23 protein-coding genes are annotated in these 23152 nt (G+C 44.9%); 16 read left to right on the forward strand and 7 right to left on the reverse strand.

The genetic code is table 11. The annotated features are described in order from the left end of the window. Positions 1 to 344: 344 nt before the first annotated feature. Entirely contained in the window at positions 345 to 1073 is a 729-nt protein-coding gene (locus H6F98_RS01355) for a hypothetical protein (protein ID WP_192216881.1), read from the reverse strand. A 282-nt stretch (positions 1074 to 1355) separates the two neighbouring features. On the opposite strand from H6F98_RS01355, the gene cobU reads away from it, so the two are divergent. The 6 genes from cobU (at position 1356) to H6F98_RS01385 (ending at position 7813) form a co-directional block, all read left to right on the forward strand. After that, complete coding sequence (cobU, locus tag H6F98_RS01360; protein WP_192216882.1) at positions 1356 to 1922, forward strand: bifunctional adenosylcobinamide kinase/adenosylcobinamide-phosphate guanylyltransferase; 567 nt, start codon at positions 1356 to 1358, stop codon at positions 1920 to 1922. A 94-nt stretch (positions 1923 to 2016) separates the two neighbouring features. Further along, entirely contained in the window at positions 2017 to 2439 is a 423-nt protein-coding gene (locus tag H6F98_RS01365) for a hypothetical protein (RefSeq protein WP_192217096.1), read from the forward strand. Positions 2440 to 2701: 262 nt separating this feature from the next. Continuing rightward, positions 2702 to 3376, forward strand: a complete 675-nt coding sequence (locus H6F98_RS01370; RefSeq protein ID WP_192216883.1) for a response regulator transcription factor — start codon at positions 2702 to 2704, stop codon at positions 3374 to 3376. A gap of 205 nt (positions 3377 to 3581) precedes the next feature. Next, positions 3582 to 4829 (forward strand): cell wall metabolism sensor histidine kinase WalK, encoded by a 1248-nt coding sequence (locus H6F98_RS34330; RefSeq protein WP_192216884.1) that lies wholly within the window; start codon positions 3582 to 3584, stop codon positions 4827 to 4829. A 223-nt stretch (positions 4830 to 5052) separates the two neighbouring features. Beyond that, the gene (locus H6F98_RS01380; RefSeq protein ID WP_192216885.1) at positions 5053 to 6024 is read left to right on the forward strand and encodes a M48 family metallopeptidase; all 972 of its coding nucleotides are present in this window, start codon (positions 5053 to 5055) and stop codon (positions 6022 to 6024) included. Between the two features lie 391 nt (positions 6025 to 6415). Further along, positions 6416 to 7813, forward strand: a complete 1398-nt coding sequence (locus H6F98_RS01385; protein ID WP_192216886.1) for a hypothetical protein — start codon at positions 6416 to 6418, stop codon at positions 7811 to 7813. Positions 7814 to 7837: 24 nt separating this feature from the next. Here the strand turns inward: H6F98_RS01385 and H6F98_RS01390 are convergent, their stop codons facing one another. Continuing rightward, on the reverse strand, positions 7838 to 8767 hold the full coding sequence (locus H6F98_RS01390) for a YbhN family protein (RefSeq protein WP_192216887.1): 930 nt from the start codon (positions 8765 to 8767) through the stop codon (positions 7838 to 7840). Between the two features lie 684 nt (positions 8768 to 9451). Between H6F98_RS01390 and H6F98_RS01395 the strand changes: the two genes are divergently transcribed. From H6F98_RS01395 to H6F98_RS01405, 3 genes are all read left to right on the forward strand, one after another. After that, entirely contained in the window at positions 9452 to 9997 is a 546-nt protein-coding gene (locus H6F98_RS01395; protein ID WP_192216888.1) for a DUF6658 family protein, read from the forward strand. Positions 9998 to 10149: 152 nt separating this feature from the next. After that, complete coding sequence (locus H6F98_RS01400; RefSeq protein ID WP_192217097.1) at positions 10150 to 10548, forward strand: DUF6658 family protein; 399 nt, start codon at positions 10150 to 10152, stop codon at positions 10546 to 10548. A gap of 159 nt (positions 10549 to 10707) precedes the next feature. After that, complete coding sequence (locus tag H6F98_RS01405) at positions 10708 to 11352, forward strand: DUF6658 family protein (RefSeq protein ID WP_192216889.1); 645 nt, start codon at positions 10708 to 10710, stop codon at positions 11350 to 11352. 393 nt (positions 11353 to 11745) lie between these two features. On the opposite strand, the gene larC is transcribed toward H6F98_RS01405, so the two are convergent. After that, complete coding sequence (gene larC, locus H6F98_RS01410; RefSeq protein ID WP_192216890.1) at positions 11746 to 13152, reverse strand: nickel pincer cofactor biosynthesis protein LarC; 1407 nt, start codon at positions 13150 to 13152, stop codon at positions 11746 to 11748. Between the two features lie 74 nt (positions 13153 to 13226). Between larC and H6F98_RS01415 the strand changes: the two genes are divergently transcribed. From H6F98_RS01415 to H6F98_RS01425, 3 genes are all read left to right on the forward strand, one after another. Beyond that, a complete protein-coding gene (locus H6F98_RS01415) occupies positions 13227 to 13892 on the forward strand; it encodes an L-threonylcarbamoyladenylate synthase (protein ID WP_192216891.1) in 666 nt (221 codons plus the stop codon). Positions 13893 to 14312: 420 nt separating this feature from the next. Beyond that, a complete protein-coding gene (locus H6F98_RS01420; protein WP_192216892.1) occupies positions 14313 to 15533 on the forward strand; it encodes a HetZ-related protein in 1221 nt (406 codons plus the stop codon). Positions 15534 to 16004: 471 nt separating this feature from the next. Further along, complete coding sequence (locus H6F98_RS01425) at positions 16005 to 16715, forward strand: PHP domain-containing protein (RefSeq protein ID WP_192216893.1); 711 nt, start codon at positions 16005 to 16007, stop codon at positions 16713 to 16715. Positions 16716 to 16789: 74 nt separating this feature from the next. Here H6F98_RS01425 and murG read toward each other — a convergent pair whose 3' ends face one another. Then, positions 16790 to 17878 (reverse strand): undecaprenyldiphospho-muramoylpentapeptide beta-N-acetylglucosaminyltransferase, encoded by a 1089-nt coding sequence (gene murG, locus H6F98_RS01430; RefSeq protein WP_192216894.1) that lies wholly within the window; start codon positions 17876 to 17878, stop codon positions 16790 to 16792. Between the two features lie 137 nt (positions 17879 to 18015). Here murG and H6F98_RS01435 point away from each other — a divergent pair, with 137 nt between their 5' ends. The 3 genes from H6F98_RS01435 to lepB all read left to right on the forward strand — a co-directional run bounded on the left by H6F98_RS01435 (position 18016) and on the right by lepB (position 20914). Continuing rightward, the gene (locus tag H6F98_RS01435) at positions 18016 to 18876 is read left to right on the forward strand and encodes a nuclear transport factor 2 family protein (protein ID WP_192216895.1); all 861 of its coding nucleotides are present in this window, start codon (positions 18016 to 18018) and stop codon (positions 18874 to 18876) included. Positions 18877 to 18982: 106 nt separating this feature from the next. After that, positions 18983 to 19756 (forward strand): SDR family oxidoreductase, encoded by a 774-nt coding sequence (locus H6F98_RS01440; protein WP_192216896.1) that lies wholly within the window; start codon positions 18983 to 18985, stop codon positions 19754 to 19756. A gap of 81 nt (positions 19757 to 19837) precedes the next feature. After that, positions 19838 to 20914 (forward strand): signal peptidase I, encoded by a 1077-nt coding sequence (lepB, locus tag H6F98_RS01445; protein ID WP_192216897.1) that lies wholly within the window; start codon positions 19838 to 19840, stop codon positions 20912 to 20914. A gap of 27 nt (positions 20915 to 20941) precedes the next feature. On the opposite strand, the gene H6F98_RS01450 is transcribed toward lepB, so the two are convergent. Then, a complete protein-coding gene (locus H6F98_RS01450; protein ID WP_192216898.1) occupies positions 20942 to 21724 on the reverse strand; it encodes a DUF1206 domain-containing protein in 783 nt (260 codons plus the stop codon). 292 nt (positions 21725 to 22016) lie between these two features. Between H6F98_RS01450 and H6F98_RS33880 the strand changes: the two genes are divergently transcribed. Then, on the forward strand, positions 22017 to 22151 hold the full coding sequence (locus tag H6F98_RS33880) for a hypothetical protein (protein WP_277927485.1): 135 nt from the start codon (positions 22017 to 22019) through the stop codon (positions 22149 to 22151). Positions 22152 to 22354: 203 nt separating this feature from the next. Here H6F98_RS33880 and H6F98_RS01460 read toward each other — a convergent pair whose 3' ends face one another. Together H6F98_RS01460 and H6F98_RS33885 are read right to left on the reverse strand one after the other, a co-directional pair. Continuing rightward, positions 22355 to 22867 carry a sterol desaturase gene (locus tag H6F98_RS01460; protein WP_192216900.1) on the reverse strand — a complete coding sequence of 171 codons (513 nt, stop codon included), beginning with the start codon at positions 22865 to 22867 and terminating at the stop codon, positions 22355 to 22357. Between the two features lie 116 nt (positions 22868 to 22983). After that, on the reverse strand, positions 22984 to 23106 hold the full coding sequence (locus H6F98_RS33885; RefSeq protein WP_277927486.1) for a hypothetical protein: 123 nt from the start codon (positions 23104 to 23106) through the stop codon (positions 22984 to 22986). Positions 23107 to 23152: the final 46 nt, after the last annotated feature.

A 23152-nucleotide genomic window follows, 5' to 3' on the forward strand; every position in this document is an offset into this window, starting at 1 on the left:
AGAAAGAGACTTTCAGGTGGAAAGTTGTGTAGGGAAGTTCATAGAGTCTCTTGCATCTAAGAAGCCCCATTTTTAGGATGATTAATGCGCTTGTTTATCTAGAGTTTTCTTGGTTTTTGGTTAGCGCAGTAATATTTACGAGTAACAAAGCTAAGTAAGTGTTATTGGATGCCTAAAGGATGGGTGCTTGTACTTCTAGCGTTCTAACCTGTTAACCTACTAACTTGCCAGCTTTAGTAAAGGGGTAATGAGCAGAAGCTAACCAAAAAACCCTGTTGTTTTTCCTTGAGTTTGGGGAAACAGGGGTATTTGTTTTGTGTTTTTTCAGGGTTGCCGTTCATTCCTCACTCCTTACTCAGATGACTGTGCATCACGATAAGAGTTTCCGACAACTGACTCAGACGAACTTCCAAATCTTGTTTGCGGCTCAAAAGTTGCTTCAGCTTTTGATGACGTGCGATCGCTATACTTACACTAGGAACTTGGTCGGGTGGGCAAGGCCGTGCCCAAAACTGACCATCTTCATTCAGTCCACAGAGGCGGTAACCTGTTCGAGGGGATTCATAAGTGACTTGGGCATCGGGTTGATTCAAGAGTTCTTCTTTTACATAGTCCATCAATCGGTCAACATCCGCATGGCGTACTGCCCCACCCTCGTCTTTGGCTTCACGGGCATGAGACTCTAGCCAGCCATCAAGAATTGGCCCTTCCATATAGATGTCTTGTATTTGCCGCACGATAGTCTGCAATTCTTTTTGCCAGCCACCAACAATTTCCTGGATTTCTTGCAGCAGGTTCATTGCCAATGCCGGATTAGCTGCATGACGATGATTGCTGAAGGTAGGAGATTTCAATTTGGGTAGCGTCGGCGCTTTGCCCTGATTCTTGCGGGCAGGAAAAGGCTGTACAGCCATCGAGAACGAAGGTTCGCCCGCATCTCGATGAGGGACAAATTGAGTACTATCAGCATCAGTTGGGTGTGTCACAGTTGCAGAGCTTGTTTTACTATCAGTTTGTCGCGGTTGTTCCAACTGATGGAGTGCTGTCTCGATCCGTTGCAGTTCTGGTTTCATGGTTCTCTCATACCACTGTGTCAAAATCACTAATGCCTTAATTCCAGCACAATTCCTAAGCGTGAGGTTAGCTTACCTGCTGAAGAATTTGTCAACTTGCTCAATTTTGTCTTTTTTTGGTCATTTTAGCGGCATTGCTTAGCAAAAATGGAAATTTTCCGCTAAAGCCTGACGGCTTAAAATAAACTCGTATCTGTTGAATCCTATGCACTTCCTACGAAAATAGGCAAGGACACAGAGAAGAAATTCCTTCCCCTTCTTTCCTCTACTCTCTTAACACTTGTGAACTCTGATTCTCAACCCTCTACCAGTCAGATAATCTTAGTAACAGGGCCATCACGTTCTGGCAAAAGTGAGTGGGCAGAAGCATTAGCCCGACAAACAGGGAAGCAAGTCATTTATGTGGCAACTGCCGAGACTAATCCAGATGACGTTGAGTGGCTGGCGCGGATAGAGAAGCATCAGCAACGGCGTCCAGAGGAGTGGACTACTCTGTTGGTACCAGTGGAGTTATCCACAACGATTCGAGCGTATTCTAATAGCCGTTGCTGCCTGTTGGTTGACTCTTTAGGAACTTGGGTCGCTAATCTACTCGATCAAGAGGCAGAGGTTTGGCAGAGAACGCTACAAGACTTATTAAACAGCTTAGGTCAGATAAAAGGTACTGTGATTTTTGTTGCAGAGGAAACAGGCTGGGGCGTTGTTCCTGCCTATCCTGTTGGGAGACTATTTCGCGATCGCCTTGGAGAATTAGTTCGCCAACTTGGTATGCTTGCCAAACCAACCTACTTAGTTACAGGCGGTCACGTTCTCAATCTCAGTACTCTCGGTTCACCCTTGCAGAAGTAGCGTCCCTCGTTACTATGGAGGAAAAGAGAGCAAACTGGGGATTGGGTCGGAAGAATACACCTGATAACCCAATACGGAAGACATGACACATTCCATGGCATCTGAACAAGAAGTTAAACGCTATCTTGCTTACTGGTTTCAGTTAGGCAAAAAAGTTGTGATTCGTAACGGTGAGTCAGCACTGCTGCCGCAACCCATATTCACAGGCGATCGCTATAGTGATGAATTTGAACATATCTGGAAGCAAGTTGTGTCGCCCGCTAGTGGTGATTGTTACTTAGAAGGCACCGAGCAAACCATTGCAGAACTCCTGACACCCCAGTGGACAGTGTCACCTTGTGTTCGCTGTGATATGCCTGTACCTGTTAAAACGGTCGGGATGCCACCAGAACTATGTCCCTGTAATGATTTACCCAGTTGGCCAAATTCAGAACTTCCAGCACCACGAGATTCTGTCAGTACTCAAGATCGTCTGAGTGCGATTCGCGATCGCTTATCTAAAGCTAGCCCTTATTAAGAATAGGACTTACGCAGATACTCTACAAGTAAGTGGGCATTGCCCACCTAACTCTTACCTCAGCTAAGCCATTTTTCTCTCTTGACAAATAATTTTAGACAGTCTTAACTTGTCTAAAGTAGGGTTGACTCAGTCTGTATAGTTGATTGCTTGACCTCGAAACTAATACTTCTTCAGACACGTCAAGGATTCAGGTCTAATCAAGTACCTTCAGGCTAGGCTTGGATAGAAACTCCAACTAGGAGTAAAAAGTGACGCTGATATGAGAATCTTGTTAGTCGAGGATGATGATCGAATTGCCAAGCCTCTGGCTGAAGATCTGAGGCATCAGTATCATATTGTAGACATCGCCGAGGATGGTCTCCTTGGCTGGGAATACTCTCAAGTTACACCGTATGATCTAATTTTGTTAGATCTGATGTTGCCCCGCTTAGATGGAATCACGTTGTGCAAGCGTTTGCGAGCTGCTGGTTGGACTTCCCCTATTTTAATGTTGACATCGCGAGACACCACTACAGACAAAGTCGTTGGACTAGATGCTGGTGCGGACGATTATTTAGTCAAACCTTTTGATACAGAAGAGCTAGCAGCACGCATTAGAGCATTATCACGTCGAAGTGCAGAAAGCCGACCACCGATCTTGAGTTGTGGTGACTTACAGCTTGATCCAAGTACCTATAGCGTGACTTATGGGGAAAAGGATTTATCATTAACCCCTAAAGAGTACATGATTTTGGAATTGCTTTTGAGAAATCCCACTCGTGTGTTCAGTCGCGCCTCACTCCTCGAAAAACTCTGGGAGTTTGATCAGCTACCTGGCGAGGAAACCATCAAAACTCACATTACAAGCTTACGACGTAAGCTCAAGGAAGCAGGAAGCTCAGAAGATTTTATTGAAACTGTATATGGACTCGGTTATCGCCTTCGCGCTAATTGAGCTACCACTGTTTTAAGCGATCGCACCTTGAATTTAATTTGGCATATTAAACGTATTGGAAAAAGGAGGAAAGGAAATTCTATACTTCCCCTTTACCTTTCCACTTTCAACTAAAACCAGTTAATTTAATAGGCAATGCCAAACGTAGAACAGCTTCCGAGTCTGCGACGTTTGCCAGTCCCTTACGCCAGTGTGAGGAATGCTTGTGTTTCAGAAAATTCAGCGCCGCCTGCTGCTATCTTACTTAGTTGTCCTTATCTCCATACTGTTAAGTTTTGCGATCGCAGTTCGTATTGTGTTTACTCGCGTACTCAGCGAACGCTCTGTAGAAAACCTTAAGGAACTAGCAAAAGATGCGGCGAGTGACATGTATTTTGATGACAACCAGTTAAAAGTTCACGAAGAAATTTCTCTGGAACAATTAAATCCTAACCATCAAGCTTTGCAGTGGTTTGATCTTGAGGGCAATCTTGTTGAGGCAAGAGGTTTACCTGAAAATTTATTAGATCCGCCTTTTCCTCGTCAAATAAACTGGAATAAAGTGATGACGGATAAGAAGCACCGCCAATGGTACATCTTACCCGTTAAGAATTATGACTTTACTCAAACACTTGGCTACGTCATAGCAAGTCAATCTCAGGACTACGTTAATTCAACACTTAAAAAATTAGATATAGGCTTAGGCGGCAGCATTACTATTGCTCTAATTTTTAGTGGCATCAGTGGGATTTTCCTGACTCGACAGGCAATGCAGCCAATTGAAGAAAGTTTTCGACGACTTCAACAGTTTACGGCTGATGCTTCCCATGAACTGCGCGGCCCTCTAATGGCTGTTAAAAGTAACGTAGACGTAGCGCTGAAATATCCGGAAGGTATGCGATCCAGCGATGCAGAAAAGCTTAAAGCAGTTACTAGCGCTGTTAAGCAGATGACTCACCTTACAGAAGATTTATTGTTTTTGGCTCGCACAGAACAAACTCCCAGAGAAGAGCGTAAACCTGTTGATCTAGAGGAACTTCTAGATGGCTTAGTTCAGTTGTATACCCCCCAAGCGAAAGAAAGACGTATCAACTTGAAAGTTTATTTGACTAACCATCTTGATCTGCTTGGTGAGCCAATTCAACTCAATCGGTTATTTTCCAATTTGATTGAAAACGCACTGAAGTACACAGTGGAGGGAGGCAAAGTCGAAATCCGAACTAGCCGTGAAGGTTACTATCTTCGGGTGCATGTGCGCGATACAGGCATCGGGATTGCACCGGAACACATCAAGTATATCTTTGACCGCTTTTGGCGGGCTGACGAGGCTCGTGCGTATCGGACTGGTGGTTCGGGCTTAGGGCTAGCAATCGCTCAAGTGATTGCTAGAAATCACGGTGGCTCAATTAGTGTTACGAGCCAAGTTGGGGTTGGTAGTTGCTTTACAGTCCGCTTGCCAGCTTGTGGACGCTAGTGCTGTTGAGCAAAAATAACTCAGCAGTTAGAAAAAAATGTCTAATCAGCCAGCAGAAATGCGATCGCCTTCCTATAATGAATACTTTCCAGCTACGGTGACACCCTAGGAATCACTTCACCTTGTCCAAACCTGATCATTGCTCTCCCCAAGCGTGTGAGTTTTATCATAAATGAAGTGCCGCTGATGCCTTATTCCTAGTTGCTTATATCAACTATTCCCTATGCCTACATACCCTGGAATTTCTAGCGAAGCATTCAAACATCCCCTCGATCAACAAGCCGAGCAAGCCTTGCGTAGTGTTCCTGGATTTGATCTGGTTGCCCGCAAGTTTGTGGAATTTCTCTACGAACGCCCTCAGTTAGTCTATCTGATGGGCAACTGCATTCAAGTTGGGCCACGGCAATATTCGACTCTTTATCAGATGTTCCGTGAATGTATTCGGGATTTAGATATCTACCCAGAACCAACTCTGTTTGTCGATCAAAATCCCGAAGTCAATAGCCATGCCTTGGGGCAAGAACATCCTTATGTAGTCATCAACACAGGCTTATTAGATTTACTGAGTGAAGCAGAAATTCGCACCGTTCTAGCTCATGAGTTAGGACACATTAAATGTGGTCACACTATCTTAATCCAGATGGGAATTTGGGTAACAAATGCTGCCTCAATGTTGGGTGAAATGACACTTGGCTTGGGCAATCTCGTCAGCAGTGGCTTAGTTTATGCCTTTTACGAATGGCGTCGCAAAGCCGAACTCTCCTCAGATCGAGCCGCATTACTAGTCATGGATGATCTCGATACCGTGATCCAGACCATGATGAAAATTGCAGGTGGTAGTGCCAAGTACTCTCACGAATGCAATCTTAATGAATTTATCCGTCAATCTGAACGTTATCAAGAACTTGATCAAGACGGTCTCAACCAAGTCTACAAATTTTTACTCTATAACGGTGGCAACGGTTCGCTCTTAAGCCATCCCTTCCCAGTTGAGCGTTTACGCTACCTCCGAGAATGGGCAATTTCAGAAGACTATCGCCAAATTCGTCAAGGTAATTATCGACGAGCGACAGCAGAAGGAGCCGTTAATGTTTCCTCAGAACCTTCAGCAAATGAAGTGGAAACACTACAGCGTCAGATTGAGGAACTCCAAAAAGAAATCAACCGTATCAAATCCCCACCCCATAATCCCTAGCCAGGGTTTTCTCTACTTTACAAACTTAGAGATAGCTACCGCTTCCAGCAGATTTTTTCAGAAAATAAATCGAAATCTCGCACCCTCCTGTTGTAGAGATTTTGTGGCACTCCCAGACTGTAACTGAATCATGGTAATCAACAGCAAGCCTAATAGAATTCACGGCTACAAGTTGTAGCACCTCCCTAATCAAACGAAGGAAAACGTCAGCTACTAACCGATGAGACCTGTATATTTCATAGAAAATCTATATGATCAGGGTATGCTATCTTCAAAAAATATTTAGGTGGTTAAGCCTACAACAAGAACAATCACTAGTATCGACGCAGAGTGCCATCAGCTTTCTCTTCTTCTACCTTCAGCAGGAACGTAAGCGTCCTGAGATAGTTTCATGATCAGGGATGTTTTCTCACTCTCAGAAGGTCACCAAACTGAGCCTCGCCCCAAGCTAAGCAAGTTAGGGTTCGATACTCGTCATGCTCAGGAAATAATCTATCAATTTTTGTTGGAACTTGTTAGAAAACAGCCCCCAGCAAAAGTTTTACTGGAATTTAAACAATTATTTATTGATTATGATTCTTCCTCTGGAAATGTAGAGGTTATAAAAGCCATATCCAATCTAATTTTCTCGAACAATGAGAATGACTTCCTGCATACGCTAAAGCGGTCTTGTTATATTCTGATCAATAACTGGGATACATCAAGAAACTATAGCTCTATCAAAGCGCTAGTTGACTTGTTTTCCGATCTGAAAATTAATAAGAGAACGCTTTCCCCGGCTCTTAGCCGCTTACGGGCTTGGCTTGCAAATTTCATTCAAGGCCAAGATTATTACGAGCTTAAGTTGTTTCTGGCGAAATATGGCTATTCAGACAAGGCTCATTGGAGTAGTCGTTATACCTCATATTTATTAGTTCCTCAATATACTAATCTTAATAACCCTGTAGAACAACGAGAGGCAGCAAGAGCGCTTTCAAAAAAGCTGAAAGACCAGTTTAAATTTGATTTGGCAATGTACACAGCTCGCTCTCAGTCACCTATACATCATAAAGATAAAACATATAAAAATCCGACAGGTCTGGGTGATGACGTTCTACGGTTTATTAAAATGATTGTCGTGAAACGCGGCACATTTAGTCATGTGAATTTAGCAAATATTTTTCTTGAGCAAACACGAAATATTAAGTATCAAGATTTCAAATATTCTTTGCAAAAATATTTAGTGTTTTCTGTAGACAATAAAGATTTTGTAGAGGTATTAAATAGACAGCTTTCAGAAAAATTAGAAGTGCTATATGAGAGTTATCATGAGCAAAGAATTAATGAAGCATTAATATTGAGAACCTCTAATAAAATCATTGATTATTTAACAACAGAAGACCAGCAAGAACCTTCAGCGTTATTTATTTTGTTACTTTCTCAAGGAAATCACCTTACCTTAGTAATCGTCCTTCTCAAGATTATTTTGATTTGTCCGAATTCGCGCACCCATCTAGAAACTTGTATTGCTAAGTTAATTAAATATTATGCGGATTATTCTGAAGACGAATGCCAGTGGGTTGTTAACTTTTTTGAAGTTTTCAACATAACATTTGCCATTCATGCTGATAACGTCCAATACAACTTGATTAAAATGAGTACAACTAGCCCAGATGATCAGTCAGAAGCTGCCCTGGAAACCTATCGAGTTTTTTCCCAGCTTCGGGAATGTGTCAGTGTAGATGCAGAAGAAGAGGGCTTGCCTCAAGTTGATGAAGGCAGAGAGCAGGAGGCAGAAGGCAAAAGGTAGTCTTCAGGGCGCCATACTTATGCATTAGTGAGGCTTTGCGTAGGAGTCGAACAAAATACCTATCCCTGCACCAACAACTTCTGCCAGAATACTGACTAAACGAAACAAGGCAACAACGCTGAGAATTATAGCGATAGGAAAGTAAGGCTTAAGCAATGCGATCGCGGTTGTCTCAAACACTCCTAAACCTCCCGGTGTCGGGATAACCAAACCCAACACCCACGAAAGACTAAATGCACTAAATAGCAGTAGGAATTGGCTAGGATTTACAGTTGTAAGGGCGCTAAAGGTCAGTAAGAAGCCACTACCCCGGAGTATTAAGAAGCCTAGTTCTCCCAATAACGGCAAAACGGGATACCCCTCAAGCTGAAATACCTCCGTGCCAGGCGCTTTTCCCTTTAAACGACTCACTAGCTGAAGCACTGGGTTGAGAACTTTGGGATGAACTGCCAGTAAGACAACGCCCAAACCAAAAATTTGAAATCCCCAACTCCAAGCATTCCCTTGGGCATCCAACCAACCTAGCTGACTAGCCGTTAAGGCAACCAGTAATGCCGCCGCCGCCATCAACAACGGTTCTAGCAAGACGCTAATTGTCGCTGCTCCCAAAGAACCACCTGCATTAGTCACTGCCCACACGCGGCCATAGTAGTGCCAAACATTGCCAGGTATATACTTCGCCACATTAGTCTTCAAGTAAACCGGAAGCACCCAATGGTACTGAACGGGTTGTTTGAACGATCGCAAAATCCAGCCCCAGACTAAGCCTGCCCAGATATGAGCAAGTAAGGTGATAGAGAATGCGATCGCCAAAATTGTCCAGCTAGCTGCATCAATCCGAATTGCCGCAACTTCTCGCCAGTGATCTTTAAATGCCTTTACCAAAAAAAACAGCGTTCCACCCAGAATTAACCACCGGAGGTAGGGCTTCAGCGATGACCAGATTTTCTTCATGACAGAACGGCTTAAAGTCTATATCCGGACTATTAGAGTTGAGCAATAGAACATGATGATTGAGAAGCACTTCGACAGGATGGGGGATTAAACGATCGATAACTTATGATTATCCCTTCTTAAAAAGCAGAGGTACAGGAATCGAAACAGAAGTTACCCAGCATTAGCTGCCTCTAATTCCCTTAAATTCAGAGTTCTAAAGTTGCAGATCGCATGGATTAGAAACCATTGTTTTGGTAAGCATTCCCTATCATCAATCCCAAAATGATAAGTTGTCTTTAATTGAGCCTACCTGTTCAAAATAAAGATCGCTAGCCAATGATTTTATCGGCTTATTATTTAATCTCGGTTTAACCAGAAATAACAACAGGTGCAATAGGCGCACTGTGTCACTCTCTCTTCAGTTAGAGAATAGCGGTTTTTTAGAGGGAGTCAGAATGTCTCCTTTGCTAGAGGGAGGACTCGCCGTTCTCTTGATACTATCTATAAGCGTGATTGAAGGATGACCGCTATCACTCCCAAGCATAAAAGATAACTTGCGATCGGTAGCTTTAGTTCAACTACAGCACTCTACCTTTTTTTAACGGGAGCATTGCAAGCTGCCGTAATTCTGGTGTTTGGGGATATAGCTGTCAGCTTTCATGAAGAGACAATCAGCTTAACTGAAGCTGAAAGGAGTATTTTATGAAAAAATTAACGGCTTTCCTCAAACAGCTACAACTCAGGCAATTATTGACAGTTCTTTTAGCAACAGTAGTACTGTTCGTTAGTACAGCTTGTAACAACGGTAACGAGACTGGGGCACGCCCAAATAACCTTCCTGTTCAGATGGGAGGTTCCAACAATCCCTATAAGAGTGGTGGAGATACTAACACCAACTTTAATCTTTCTCCTGACCCGAAGGTGAACGGCGAAAAAGCCAAGGCTATTGGTAAGCAAGCCAGTATGCCAACCCTATCTAACCCGTTGATTGCTGCGGTTGAGACGCTTTATCCCGGTGCTGAATCACCTGCAAATAGACCCGATGTGGAGAAAGCCTTACCGAAGAAAACCCTGCAAGATTATGAGACATCTGAGCCAGGTGGACTAAACCAACGGAAATCAAGCCTTGGCGATCGCGTTCAAGATCGCTTAGCGGAAGTTAAAGAAACCTTCGAGGAGGCTTCTGACTTTATTGGTGAAGACGCACAAGAAGCCTTACAAAGACATGAAGAACCAGGCTTGCGCTAACTGAAAACAGGTATCTCCCTAAGGCAATACGTTTGGTAGTAATTGATTTGTAATTAATAAAGTCTTTTGATTCGTCAAACAAAACGTGCCCTAGGCAAAGGTATAACTTGGTTAAACTTTCGCTTACTTACAACACTTCGGAGGAAGAGAGTATGAACAAAATAAGAGCTTGGTTGAAAAGCGGTAAGCTCAAGCAGATATTAACAGTATTTTTGGCGGGTATCTTACTCTTTGTTAGCACAGCTTGTAATGGTGCGGTATCAGCAAAGAATGCCGAGCAAGTCAAAAAGGTTAAGGAAATCTACCCAGGTGCAGAACAACCAGCACAGAGACCAAATGTAGAGAGGCGTCTACCTAAGATAAGCCAACAAGATTTTGAAAAATCTGAACCGGGTGGACAAATTCAACGGGATTCAGATTTAGATGATCGTGTTGAAAATCGCCTAACGACGGTGAAAAAGACTTTTGATAAGGCCTCGGAATTTATCAAAGAGGATGCAAAGGAAGCTCTAGAGAGACACGAAGATGTACGCAAGCCTGGTTTGCGTTAACTGAGAGTGGGATTGTATCCTAAATAATCTATTGTTATGGCTGGAATTGATTTGCTAGATTTAGATGCTTTTCAATTCATCAAACAAGAAAATTGATTGTTGTTTGAAGCCATAAGTCCCTTAACCTTTCACTCAAAACAAAATTGGAGGAATTACTCAATGAACAAAGTAATCAATTGGTTAAAAGATATCCGGCTGGATCGAATCCTAACAATTTGTCTAGTTGGTCTCTTAGTTGTTGTAACTACTGCTTGTAGCGGTGGCGCATCAGCAAAAACTGCCGACAAAATCAGAGAAGAAGTTCCAGGAAGCGCTCTCACAAATGAATACAAAGGTGGGATAAATAGCTACAGCGATGTCGATCCTAGACAGAGTACTACAGGGGCAGAAGCGAAGGCTAAAGCTTTGGTAGACAACGCCCAGAGAAACATCGACGAGAAGGGTATTGATAGTACTGAGCAATATGTTGAAAACTACCGGAGTGGTACGCCCCTTGGCGAGAGAACACGCCGGATTGGTGAAGATGTAGGCGAGGCAGCTAAGAACGTTGGCGAAGATGTCTCTAAGGGCGCTCAAAAGAACGCTCAACAAACCAAGGCAACGGCTCAAGATGCGGCTATAAATACCAAGCAGGCGGCTGACAAGACTTCTAGAACTGCTCAAAGCAAAGTCAACGAAAGCGTTAAGGGTGCTCAGCGAAGCGTAGATAATGCGGCTGATGCTGGTGACAGCTTGGGCGATAAAATCAAGCAAGCTGCTGAAAATGCTGCTGATGCTATTAATCCAAACGTCAACAGCAAATAAACCACAACGAGGTTTAGGTGATGCGGCTGAAGCAAACAACTAAAATTAGCTAAGTCTAAACCTAAAAATAAAACTTACAAGAACCAGTCAGATGGGAGTAACCACTGACTGGTTTTTCAGTCTCACAACATGGGTTAAAGCTTGGGACTTAAACAAAAAACTAGGTCAAAAATGGCTTCAAACCTAGACAGAGGAGTGCTTTTAGATTAAATCCGCGAAAATCCAGTATTCACAAGGGTTTCAGGCGTTTTTAGGTCATCGACTCCGGTTCCCCTCAAACTTGGGGGCTAGGATTGAGTGCGATCGCAAACTCCTTTGTTGTCAAGAATATTTTAGATGCGTTAGCCCTGTCGGGTGAGATGCGATCGCAAGTCAGGGAGCGCAGGTTACTGGTTACTGGTTACTGACATATTGCAGAGGCGTTGTTGCCGTCGTTGATTGTTCCTGCTGGTGATACCAAGCTTGCAGCGCCAACTGATGTATCTCTCGCCAAGAGCGGTTATTGGTTCTTGCTAGCTCTGCACAATCTTCATATTCTGGCTGAACGTTAGTGATAATTCTCTCTGTTGAATCATTACTCCAAGCCACCTTCACCCGTACCTCACCATACTGAGTCTGTACGCTTTGGATTTCCCGTGGCAAAATTGCTCGTTGTTGAGTCAGACGCCGCACTCCCAAAGTAGTTGTTTCACGGAATAAAACCGCTTCACAAGCCTCGATATCCTGAGGATGGCAAATTACAGTGAGTAAGATACCGGGTCGAGACTTCTTCATCCCAATCGGCTGAGTGAAAACATCCACTGCACCCGCATTAAATAGCGCCTCAAACACATAGCCGATCGCTTGAGGACTCAAGTCATCAATTTGGGTTTCCAGTACCGAAATCGTTTCTAAGAAAGTGTCTGTTGTTCGTTGCTCGTTGTCCGACCCCCCCTTACCAAGGGGAGGCAAAGGAGGGTTAACCATCGATGACTGACCAATCCACAGTCGCAAAATATTGGGAATCGGTAACTGGATCGAACCTGCACCATTCCCCACCTGTTGAATCGTCATCGCTGGCGGCGCACCAAAACTAGTGGCAAGCGTAACTGCGATCGCAGCTCCCGTTGGTGTCACCAATTCCCGCTCAATCCCGTTGCTGTAAACTGGCACCTGGCGCAATTCCCATAATTTCAGCACGGCTGGTACTGGCACCGAGAGCCGACCATGTGCCGCTCGTACTGTCCCACCACCAGTAGGGAGAGCCGAACAGTAGAGTTGGTCAATCCCTAGCCAATCCAACCCCAAGCAAGTACCTACAATGTCTACAATGGCATCAGTAGCCCCGACTTCATGGAAATGAACCTTCTGGGGTGCAATGCCATGTACTGCTCCTTCTGCCTCAGCGAGTTTGCGGAAGACAGCAAGGCTCCACTCTTGAACTCGTGGTGGTAACTCTGCTGTTGTAATTAAGTATTCAATTTCTGGCAGGTGCCGCGTCGGAGCATGAATAGAGGTTTGGTCTTCAGTCTCTGAGGTAAGACTTGCTGAGTGATCATGGTCATGAGGGTGATGATGTCCATGTCCATTGCTCGTGCGGTGAGGATGTTGCTCTTTTGTTTGTAAATCCACATGGACTTTTGTTGCGACTTGACCATTGTGGTGAACGTTTTCGGCTCGTAACTGGTACTCCTGCTCAATCCCCAGTTTGGCAAGTTTTTCAGTTAAGTACTCCAAAGGCACACCAGCCGCCACGAGTGCCCCTAAACACATATCACCAGCAATTCCTGTCTGGCAATCCAGGTACGCAAGCTTTGTCATACAGTTTTGACTATTGAGTTTTGAGTGAATGTATCATTCATGACTCGTACTTTTAGAAAGAAGAATAAATTTTGATGGCGACAATTTACACAGTCCATCCGGAAACTCCCCAAATCCGTCGAATAGAGGAAATTAGAAACGAACTGCAAGATGGTGCAGTAATGCTATATCCGACTGATACCGTTTATGCAATTGGTTGCGATTTGAATGTGAAGTCCGCCGTAGAACGTGTAAGGCGTCTGAAGCAATTATCTAATGATAAGCCTCTGACGTTTCTATGTTCCTCTCTATCCAATATCGCTGAGTATGCCTTAGTGAGTGACTCTGCTTACCGCTTGATGAGGAGCCTAATTCCAGGACCTTACACATTCTTGCTACCAGCAACGAAGTTAGTGCCCCGGTTGGTGATGAGTCCCAAACGTAAAACTAGCGGTATCCGTGTTCCTGATCATCCAGTCTGTCAAGCGCTGCTGAAAGCCTTGGGAAATCCCGTTATTTCCACCTCCGCACATTTGGCAGATGAGGAGGGCAAAATCCCGACACTGGGACTGGAACGAGCGAAACTGTTCGACGAGTTTGATGGCTTGGTAGACATTATTGTGGACGATGGCTCGGAACCAGGCACTCAAGTATCAACCATTGTAGATATGACAGGTGAGGAACCTGTCATGGTGCGAAAAGGTCTGGGATGGGAAGCGGCGATGGCTTGGGCATCACCAGTTAACCAAAACTGGGAGTAGAGGCGTTTGTAGCGGCTTGCCCAGTTCTCGGTTTATCCATCAAGCCAGACACTACAAGCGACTGGTTGGGGATTACGGATGAAGAGTTTGCTCTCAATCCACTTTCTGTACTGGTCTACAGATACCAGCTTCTCTTGGCTCTTACAATCCTAGGGCATAAATTGCTCAAATGCTTTTATGGCAAGGATTACAAGCCCTGAGGCAGGGCTGTCAGCGAAAAGCCGTCCAAGCGGTCAACCAGTGAGCGCGTAGGTAATCTTAGGTAGTGTCCTAAGAATGCCTGAATGACTCAGGGTAGCAATCTACAGTCGAATTGTGGACAGCAAGAGAGGGACAGCGGATGGATGACAACCCAGCCAAACATCCCTCGCTGAGGAAAGTTGTCGCACTTCGTCACAATGAGTCTAGCGGGGCAATACCATGAACGTTAAAACAGCCAATCTCAATCAAATTTCCGACAGTGAACTGTACGCTCCGGAAAATGTCAAAGAAACTGACACTCAAGGTTTAACAGAAATGCTGCTGGAAGAAATTCGTTCGCAGCTAAAAACATCACCCAGCCGTGCAGATGCAGTAGCGAACCGGATTGCCTTAGAGGTAGAACGGATTTGCCACAAAAGCGATCGCATCCAAACCAGTGGTGAAATCGGCTCTTGGCAATTTACCTTGGCACGCCATCGGTTGCATAAGTGCCTGTCGTACTATCAACTCGGTTCCAAGCAAGGTCGTGTCGAACTGCACAGCAACCTCAGCGTCATGATTTATCGTCATGTTGCGCCGTCTCACGCTCAGTTAACCTTTGCAGCTCGCTACAACTTGATTGAGGACTTTTTGCAAGATTTTTATGCGGAGTCTCTCAAAGCCTTCCGGCGAGAAAATGAAGTGGATGCTAACTACTCCCCACGTACCCAGTTTGAGCTAGCAGAGTACATGGCGTTTACTGAGCAATATGCTAAGCGGCGCATCCAATTGCCCAGTCGCAATAGTCAGCAGCTAATTGTCCTGAGGGCACAAAGCTTTGCTAGGCGTCAACCTAGCGAAACCGCGCTGGATATTGAGCAGGCAGTTGAGTTTAAAGGCGATGAAGCCTCAGACCAAAGCCGTTCTCCTGCGATGCAGCAGGTGCGGTTGCGTCTGGTTGCCCAAGCGACTGACCCCAGTGAAGCCGTTTTGCGCGATCGCGTTGTTTCTGAGCTGGTACAGTACCTAGAGTCTCAAGGTCACTCCGATTGTGCGGATTACCTAATCTTAAAGCTGCAAGACCTCGCGGCTCCTGATATTGATGCCATCCTTGGTCTAACGCCTAGAGAGCGTGACTACCTGCAACAGCGCTTTAAGTACCATGTCGAAAAATTCTCTCGGTCTTCACACTGGAAACTTGTTCACCAGTGGCTAGGTGCAGACCTCGACCAGAAGTTGGGAATGTCATCCGAGCAATGGGAAATCTTTGTGGCGCAGCTTGACAGCCAACAGCAACAGCTATTGCAGCTCAAACAAGCTCACAAGAATGACCAAGAGATTGCCAAAGCCTTGAAGTGTACACCCAAACAGGTACAAAAGCGCTGGACTGGGTTGTTGGAACTTGCTTGGAAGACTCGCAACTCTACTGTAGACCAGGCTATTAGTGAGAATGAACAGTAAGGAGTGGGACGTGAGCAAGGAATGTTTGCAGTTGAGAGTAGCCACTTAGATTTAGTAGGTTTCACTCTCAGCTCTTGCTAGTCCCACTCTACGGTCATCAGGAATGTTTTTGCTTGGTAAAAATTAATTCTGTTGAGGGTTGCCACGAAAACCACCTGAGCTGGCTGCATTACCGTTCATTCGCCAAGATTGGTTACAGCCAGAGCTAAACTTTAAACCTAATCCAACGGCAACTTGAGCCTAATTACCGAGCTGATATTGTCTATTTACTAGGTAGAGAAAATGTATAACTTGCAACGTATAAATCTTTTTATTAATCACACTATCCCAGGTCAATTGTGTCTAACTTTTGCTACCGTAGGGTTAACAAATTGAAACGATATTTGGGTACCCGATCTAGGCGTACAACCTCTGGCAATCAACAGTAGTATCTCATCCATCTAGACATATAATTCACAGCAAGAAGTAGTTATGGCGGTCAACATTGCTCAAGCTTCTGATTCACCCCAGATAGCAGCACAACTTCAGCAGCAAGCACTCAAGCAGGTTTGGGAGAACATTCAGCCCGATAGTTGCCCGTATTCCTACAACTTCCATATGCACACCATGTACTCAGATGGTCAGCTAAAGCCGAAAGACTTGATCGATCAGGCGATCGCGATCGGACTCAAAGGACTGGCGATTACCGATCACCATACAATCAGTGGCTACCAAATTGCTCAAGACTGGCTGGAACACTGCCAGCAGGAATCACCTTCTACTCCAGTTCCCCACCTCTGGGCGGGTGTTGAAATCACCGCTGACCTTCTCGGTACTGAGGTTCACATCCTAGGCTATGCCTTTGATCCAGAACATCCCAGCTTACAGTCTTATCTACAAGGCAAAGCCCCTCAACAAAGCGAAGCGCAAGCCGCCGCTGTAATTGTTGCACTTCATCAAGCGGGTGGCTTGGCAGTCTTGGCTCACCCACAGCGTTATCGACGCTCAGCAGACGAACTTATTCCCGTAGCCGCGCAGTTAGGGATTGATGGTGTTGAAACTTACTACGCCTACAATAATCCTGAACCATGGCAACCTAGCCCTAATCAAACCAAGCAAGTCAAGCGGCTGAGCGCAACCTTTAATCTATTCAATACTTGCGGTACAGATACCCACGGCTTAAACTTGCTACGGCGTATCTAGTTTTGGGGCTAGCGCTAGAGAATTCAAAAAGTGGTAGCTTCAGCGGCGGTCGTAGTGGCGGCGGCAGTTTTTAACTACCTCAAGTTGGCAATGCCTTGATCAAGTTTGAGCTGTTGACTAATCAAAGCCGCAAGACGTTCCGCACTATCTGGAATGGCAAGGGAAGCTGCATTTTGTGCCATTTCTTGCAAAGCTTGCGGTGACTGCAATAAATTCATTACCTTACTTTGGAGCAATTCGGGTGTCAGTTCTGCCTGACGAAATACCAAAGCTGCACCCGCATCAACAAAGCTAGCGGCGTTGAAGGATTGGTGGTCTTCGGCAGCGTAGGGGTAAGGGATTAAAATGGCGGGTGTTTTGGTAATTGCGAGTTCTGTTAATGTTCCTGCACCAGCACGGCTAACGGCTAGATTGGCTCGTTGGAGTAGTCCTGCCATGTTTTCATAAAATGGCATTTGCAAGTATTGAGGGTGCTTTAAGCTAGCTGCGTCTGGGTCTTTTTCACCCGTTAGATGAACAACCCAGGCACCTGCTTCAAACCAAGTAGGCACACATTGACGTACCAGTTGGTTGACTGCGATCGCACCTTGGGAACCTCCCACCACGACAATTAACGGCACATCGTCAGGAATGGGTAGTTCCAGCTTCTGGATGCTACGAAAATTAGAGCGCACAGGTGTCCCGACATGAACAGTTCTTGCTCTCGGTAGGTACTGGGTAGTCGATTCAAACCCGATAGCCACAAGACTACACAACGGGCTAAAAAAGCGAGTCACTTTGCCAGGAATGGCATTCGATTCGTGTAGAATCACTGGCACACCCTGCCAACGTGCGGCAATTATTGCAGGACTTGCAATATAGCCGCCTGTCGTAAAGACACAATCAAATTTATTGGTTTTGAGTAGTTGCCGCACCTGACGCACGGAACTGGCAAGTCGCCCTAAGATTCGTAAGGTACCCAAACCCAAACGCTGTTGAAAGCCTTCTACAGGAATCATGTGGAGGGGATACTGCGCTGGGACTAATTCTCGTTCGAGTCGGTCAGGAACACCTAGCCACTCGATTTTATAATCGGGTAACTGTTGGGCGAGTGCGATCGCAGGAAATAAGTGTCCCCCAGTGCCACTGGCGGCAATCAGCAATCGAATCGGTGCGGTAGCCAAAGCGTCTTTTTCTCCTAGAGGCGACAGTACTGTCAGCTAAAATCAACGATCAGGTAGTAAATTGGCGAGTATAGCATCTAAGCTTTGATGATTAAACGCCTATCCTTTGATTAAACTATTCCCTACCCCATCTCTCAATGTACAATCCGGCAATTTCACTCACTCGCCTATCCCAGTCCCTTGCTGCCAAAGCCAAATCTCGCTCCTTAGGCTGGTCAGCGTTTCTACTGTTAACACTAGGTTTTACAGCAGGATGGTCAGGAAATGCCCAAGCTGAAAGTCCTGAAACGGCTCCACCTCAGCTAAAAGATGCTCTCTCTCAAATTGATGCGGCTGCCAATAGCCGTAATCTACAGGCTGTGATGCAGTTCTATGGTGCTAATTTCAAACATTCCGATGGTTTAACTCGCGCCTCAATGGAGCAAGCTCTAACTCAGTTATGGGAGCGCTACCCTGAGTTAACGTATCGTACAGAACTCCAGGATTGGACGCGAAAGGGTGATGAGATTATTGCGGAAACGGTGACTTACATTACAGGTAGCCAGCCTAGTGAAGGCATGGCGATGAAACTGGAAGCAACTTTGCGATCGCGTCAGCACTTTGAGAACCAAACAATTGTTCAGCAGGACATCTTAGCCGAACGCACTCAGCTAACCTCAGGAGTCAATCCTCCTACAGTGGATGTGCAGTTACCCAATGAAGTGCGTGTAGGTCAGGAGTACAACTTTGATGTCATTGTCAAAGAACCACTAGGAGATGACTTTCTCTTGGGAACAGCGTTGGAAGAACCTGTAAAGTCAGAACGCTACACCACCCCAGCCGATTTTGCTCTAGAGTTATTGCCTGCTGGTGGAATTTTTAAAGTGGGTAAAGCCCCTTCGACCGATGAAGACCGTTGGATTTCGGCGGTATTGATTCGGGGAGATGGGATGACGATGATTACGCAGCGCTTGCCAGTTGTGGGTAGTTCCTCTGCTTCAAAGAAGCCTTCGACTTAATATACAGCTAAGGGCGCACAGCCGTGCGCCCCTACAAGACTTACCTTTCACCTCTTACAGCCAACTAAATGTGTAATCGCTTACCCAGTTGGATACAGAAATTTCTATGGTTGCAGTAAAAGATCAAATCGTTTTGATTACGGGTGCTAGCAGTGGTATTGGTGAAGCGTGTGCCAGGGTATTTGCTCAAGCTGGGGCGAAACTTATCCTTACAGCACGGCGTCAGGAACGTTTAGAACAGCTAGCTGACCAACTTAGTAAGACGTATGCTTGTGAACTGCATCTGCTGCCATTGGATGTATGCGATCGCACTCAAGTCCAAGCTACCCTTGAGAGTCTACCCCTACCTTGGCAAGAGGTGGACATCTTGATTAACAATGCTGGTCTTAGTCGGGGGCTAGATAAGGTTCATGAAGCCAGTATCCAAGACTGGGAAGAGATGATTGATACCAATATCAAAGGATTACTTTACATGACGCGATCGCTGCTACCAAGGATGGTCAGTCGTGGCAGAGGTCATGTGATTAATATTGGCTCAATTGCGGGTCATCAAACCTATCCGGGTGGCAGCGTCTACTGTGCGACAAAAGCGGCTGTTAAATCCATTTCTGAGGGGTTAAAGCAAGACCTTTTGGGTACACCTGTGCGAGTTAGTTCTGTAGACCCCGGCATGGTGGAAACTGATTTTAGTAATGTTCGATTTCGGGGTGACACTGAGCGTGCTAAGAAGGTTTACCAAGGGGTGACACCGTTAACGCCAGATGATGTTGCTGATGTGATTTTCTTCTGTGCAACGCGATCGCCCCATGTCAACATTAACGAAGTTATCCTTATGCCAACGGCTCAAGCCAGTGCTACGCAAGTCAGTCGTCAAACTTGAAGTGTGGTAATTTGCTACGTTTGAACGACAATTTCAGACAAAGTTTACAAAATACCATTTGCTCACTCATCACTTAGAGTTATGCCTTTGAGCGCAGCATCAGGTCAAAGCTCAAAATCTACTCCTGAACCCTGGTTAGCTGTTAATCTCTCGATGTTTTTCCCTGGTATTGGACAACTTTATGCCGGGGAAAAATTGAAGGGATTGGGATTTATCGGTAGTGAGGTATTGCTAATTGCGATCGCCTTTTGGTCTATATTCAGTCCTACTGGAAATACAGCTACAGGACTTATCTGTTTAGTTTTTGCTGTTGCTGTCTATATCTGGAGTCTCTTCGATGCCTTCGCCTGCGCCAATAAGCAGTCGGAAGCAAACGCAACTGAGAAAATTCCTAGAAGTGTCAAAAGTCCCTGGTTTGCCGTTTTCCTCTCCCGCATCTTACCTGGTCTTGGTCAGTTGTACGTTGAAAAGGCAGCTCTGGGAGCCTTTTTTTTATCATTAATAATTATTTGCTCTCTTACTACCAGTATCTTTCCTAACTTACTCTTAATTGTTCCAATTATTTCAGCCGTAGCTTCCTACCATGCCTTTATTGCATTGCCAAAACATCAAAGGCAAAGGCAAAATCTGATTATTGTTATTACTATCCTCGTTTTAGCTACTGGAATTATTACTAGCTACCTACCAACTTGGATTAGACAAGAAGTTGATTTTTTTGAAATTCCAAGCAAATCAATGTTACCAACGTTGGACGTGGGAGATAGAGTCTTTGTCCGTAAGTCTCGTAATTATTCACCTCAGCAAGGTGATGTAATAGTCTTCAAAATACCTGATGCAGCCAAGCTACTAGAGTCTGAGACGGACAACAACAAGGAACGATATTTTATTAAGCGGGTAATCGGTGAGCCAGGACAAGCTGTGAGTGTTAGTGATGGAGTGGTTTATATTAATGACCAACGTTTACAAGAACCCTATATTGCAGCTCCACCTACCTATGAATGGGAGTCCGAATCAGTTCCACCTAACTCTTATGTTGTAATGGGTGATAATCGCGATAATAGCTTTGATTCTCATGTTTGGGGATTCTTGCAACAGCATTATATTGTTGGTCGAGCCTATAAGATTTATTGGCCACCCTCAAGAAACAAGTCACTGTAATTTCCTGTCAATGCGTAAGTCCTAAATTCAACTAGGAATGCGGATATATCGCGCCTGTACCGCCATGTGAATGCCATAGGCAACAAGACCGAGTGCGACAATCCCCAAAAGCCAAGGGCCATAGGGCTGTTGTGCCAAGGATTGTAGCGCTCCATCCAGCCCTCTTACTTCGCTAGCGTCAGACTGACGTGCTGCCTGAAGTAGGAAGAAGCCAATTATGCAAAAAACAACCCCCCGTGCCCCTAGACCAAATCTACCGATACGTGTTGCCCAAGTTTCCTCGGTAGGACTCATCTCCTGCAACTTCATCTGTTTACGGAATTTAGCTTTATAAGCTTGGTACAGTTGGTAGAAGCCAAGACCGATGACAAAGGCTCCGACAAGACCAACTAACCATTGCCCAAAGGGTTGTGCAAGCAAGCGTGCCGTCCAATCTTGCTCTGAATTGCCACCGCCGCCACCGCCCGAACCCCTAATCAGCCCGATCGCGGTGAAGGCTAAACTCGCATAAATTAAGCCACTAACTGCATAACCCAGGCGAGTCGCCCAACCTTTGGCATCATCACCTTTGTGTTCAGGGTCTTGAACGGCTTGTACAAAACGCCAAACCATATATCCAATCAAACCAACTGTTAGCAACGCTAATAAAAACTTTCCAAAGGGTTGTGCTGCGATCGCACTAAGCGCACCTTTTGTATCAGTTGTTTGACCGCCTGAGCCGACTGCCGCTTGCACTGCTAGCACGCCCACAATTGCATAAACGATGCCCTTGGCAAGATACCCAATTCGCGCCAGTCTTTCCACCCACATAAATTACCTCCCTAGACGCTTCTAGCAACTTAGTGAATTACTTAAATCTAAATAAAAAGTAACGTTTGTCTAAGTTACCTATTCTGCATTGCGCTTGATGTTACTTATTAGTGCACATTACCTAGTTGTTAAAAATTTGTACATCTATCTCAGTACTTAATTTCCTTTAGAAACTTTGTTAAAACAAAATAAGATTAAGTGACACTAGTAAGAAAATAAGCATATAGGGGGAAGTATTTACTCCTATGTTTTGGTTCCCTTGAAAAAAGACGAGCATCAGGAGAATTTTGAGGTGAAGCAAGAAGCTCTGATTGCTGCAATTATTAGTGCGGCTTTGGTTCTCGGTTTACTAGCGGGTTTACCATTGGGCTACATAGCTCGTAATTTTCACGCTATCCCGTCTGGCTCAAACACGACTTCGCCCTAGTGATTTGGTGGTGGTTTGTTACATCGTTCAGGTAGAAAGTAAAATCTGCACGTAAAATTTTGCTTCCTGCTTTTGGTTTGCTCGGCAAGAATCTAGGCAAGTTAAGCCAATTTCATCTTTGATTACGACAGATGAACTGGTAGCGGTAAACAGCGCTTGCCCTTAGATCCAATTCATAGGTTGCAAAGATGTTAGAAATAGCATTAAGTCAAATGCTTGCGCTGGCTCAATTTTCTCTTAAGCAACAGCAAAACCTTTAACCAGGCTTGTGCTGGTTGATCATAAAACGTAAAAATATCTCCATAAGCGACTGTTGCATCTTGATGATGCCGCCAATGCCGTTCAGGAGTCGTTATACACAATAAGTTGCAGATACGTTCAAGTAGAGCTGGAGTTTTCCACTTAAGGGGAGAAACGTGTCGCCACACAACATGCAGTTCGCCTAATAAAAGCCCCAAAAGGGTGCCAAGAGGAGAGCTACTCCAAAACCAAGGAACCAAAATAAAATAAGGAAGAGTTCCTAGCCATCCATTAATTAGTGCCCATGGGTTCTTTGTTAACAGGGCATAATGCAGGAAGCTACGGTTTTTGCCATGATGAACTAAGGTATGAAATTTTCCGAAGACATGTTCAGGCACATGATAGAAAAATGTCGAAATAAAATCTCCGACTAATAGTAAAAGTAAAGTGATTAAAGCAGTATTAAGAACTTCCACAATTTACTCCTCCCAACCTAAGGTAACGATAATTGATAATTAATAGATAGAAGTTAAGCACTCCTGATATTGAGGTTAAATTTCCTTTTCAACCAGCAACTAGGCTTGATGTGAAATCAGCTAGCTATGGCTTGAGTTGTATCGTCAGGTGTTGCACAATACACAATAAAGGGCGATAGTTCAGCTTTGATATTGATTGAACTGACAAGGATTGGGTCAGGTGGCATACGCGATCGCATTTAGGCAATCCTCTTTTGAGTCACACGCTTAACTAATGACTACAGC

This window comes from Microcoleus sp. FACHB-SPT15 (assembly GCF_014849525.1).
Lineage (GTDB): Bacteria > Cyanobacteriota > Cyanobacteriia > Cyanobacteriales > Coleofasciculaceae > Symplocastrum > Symplocastrum torsivum.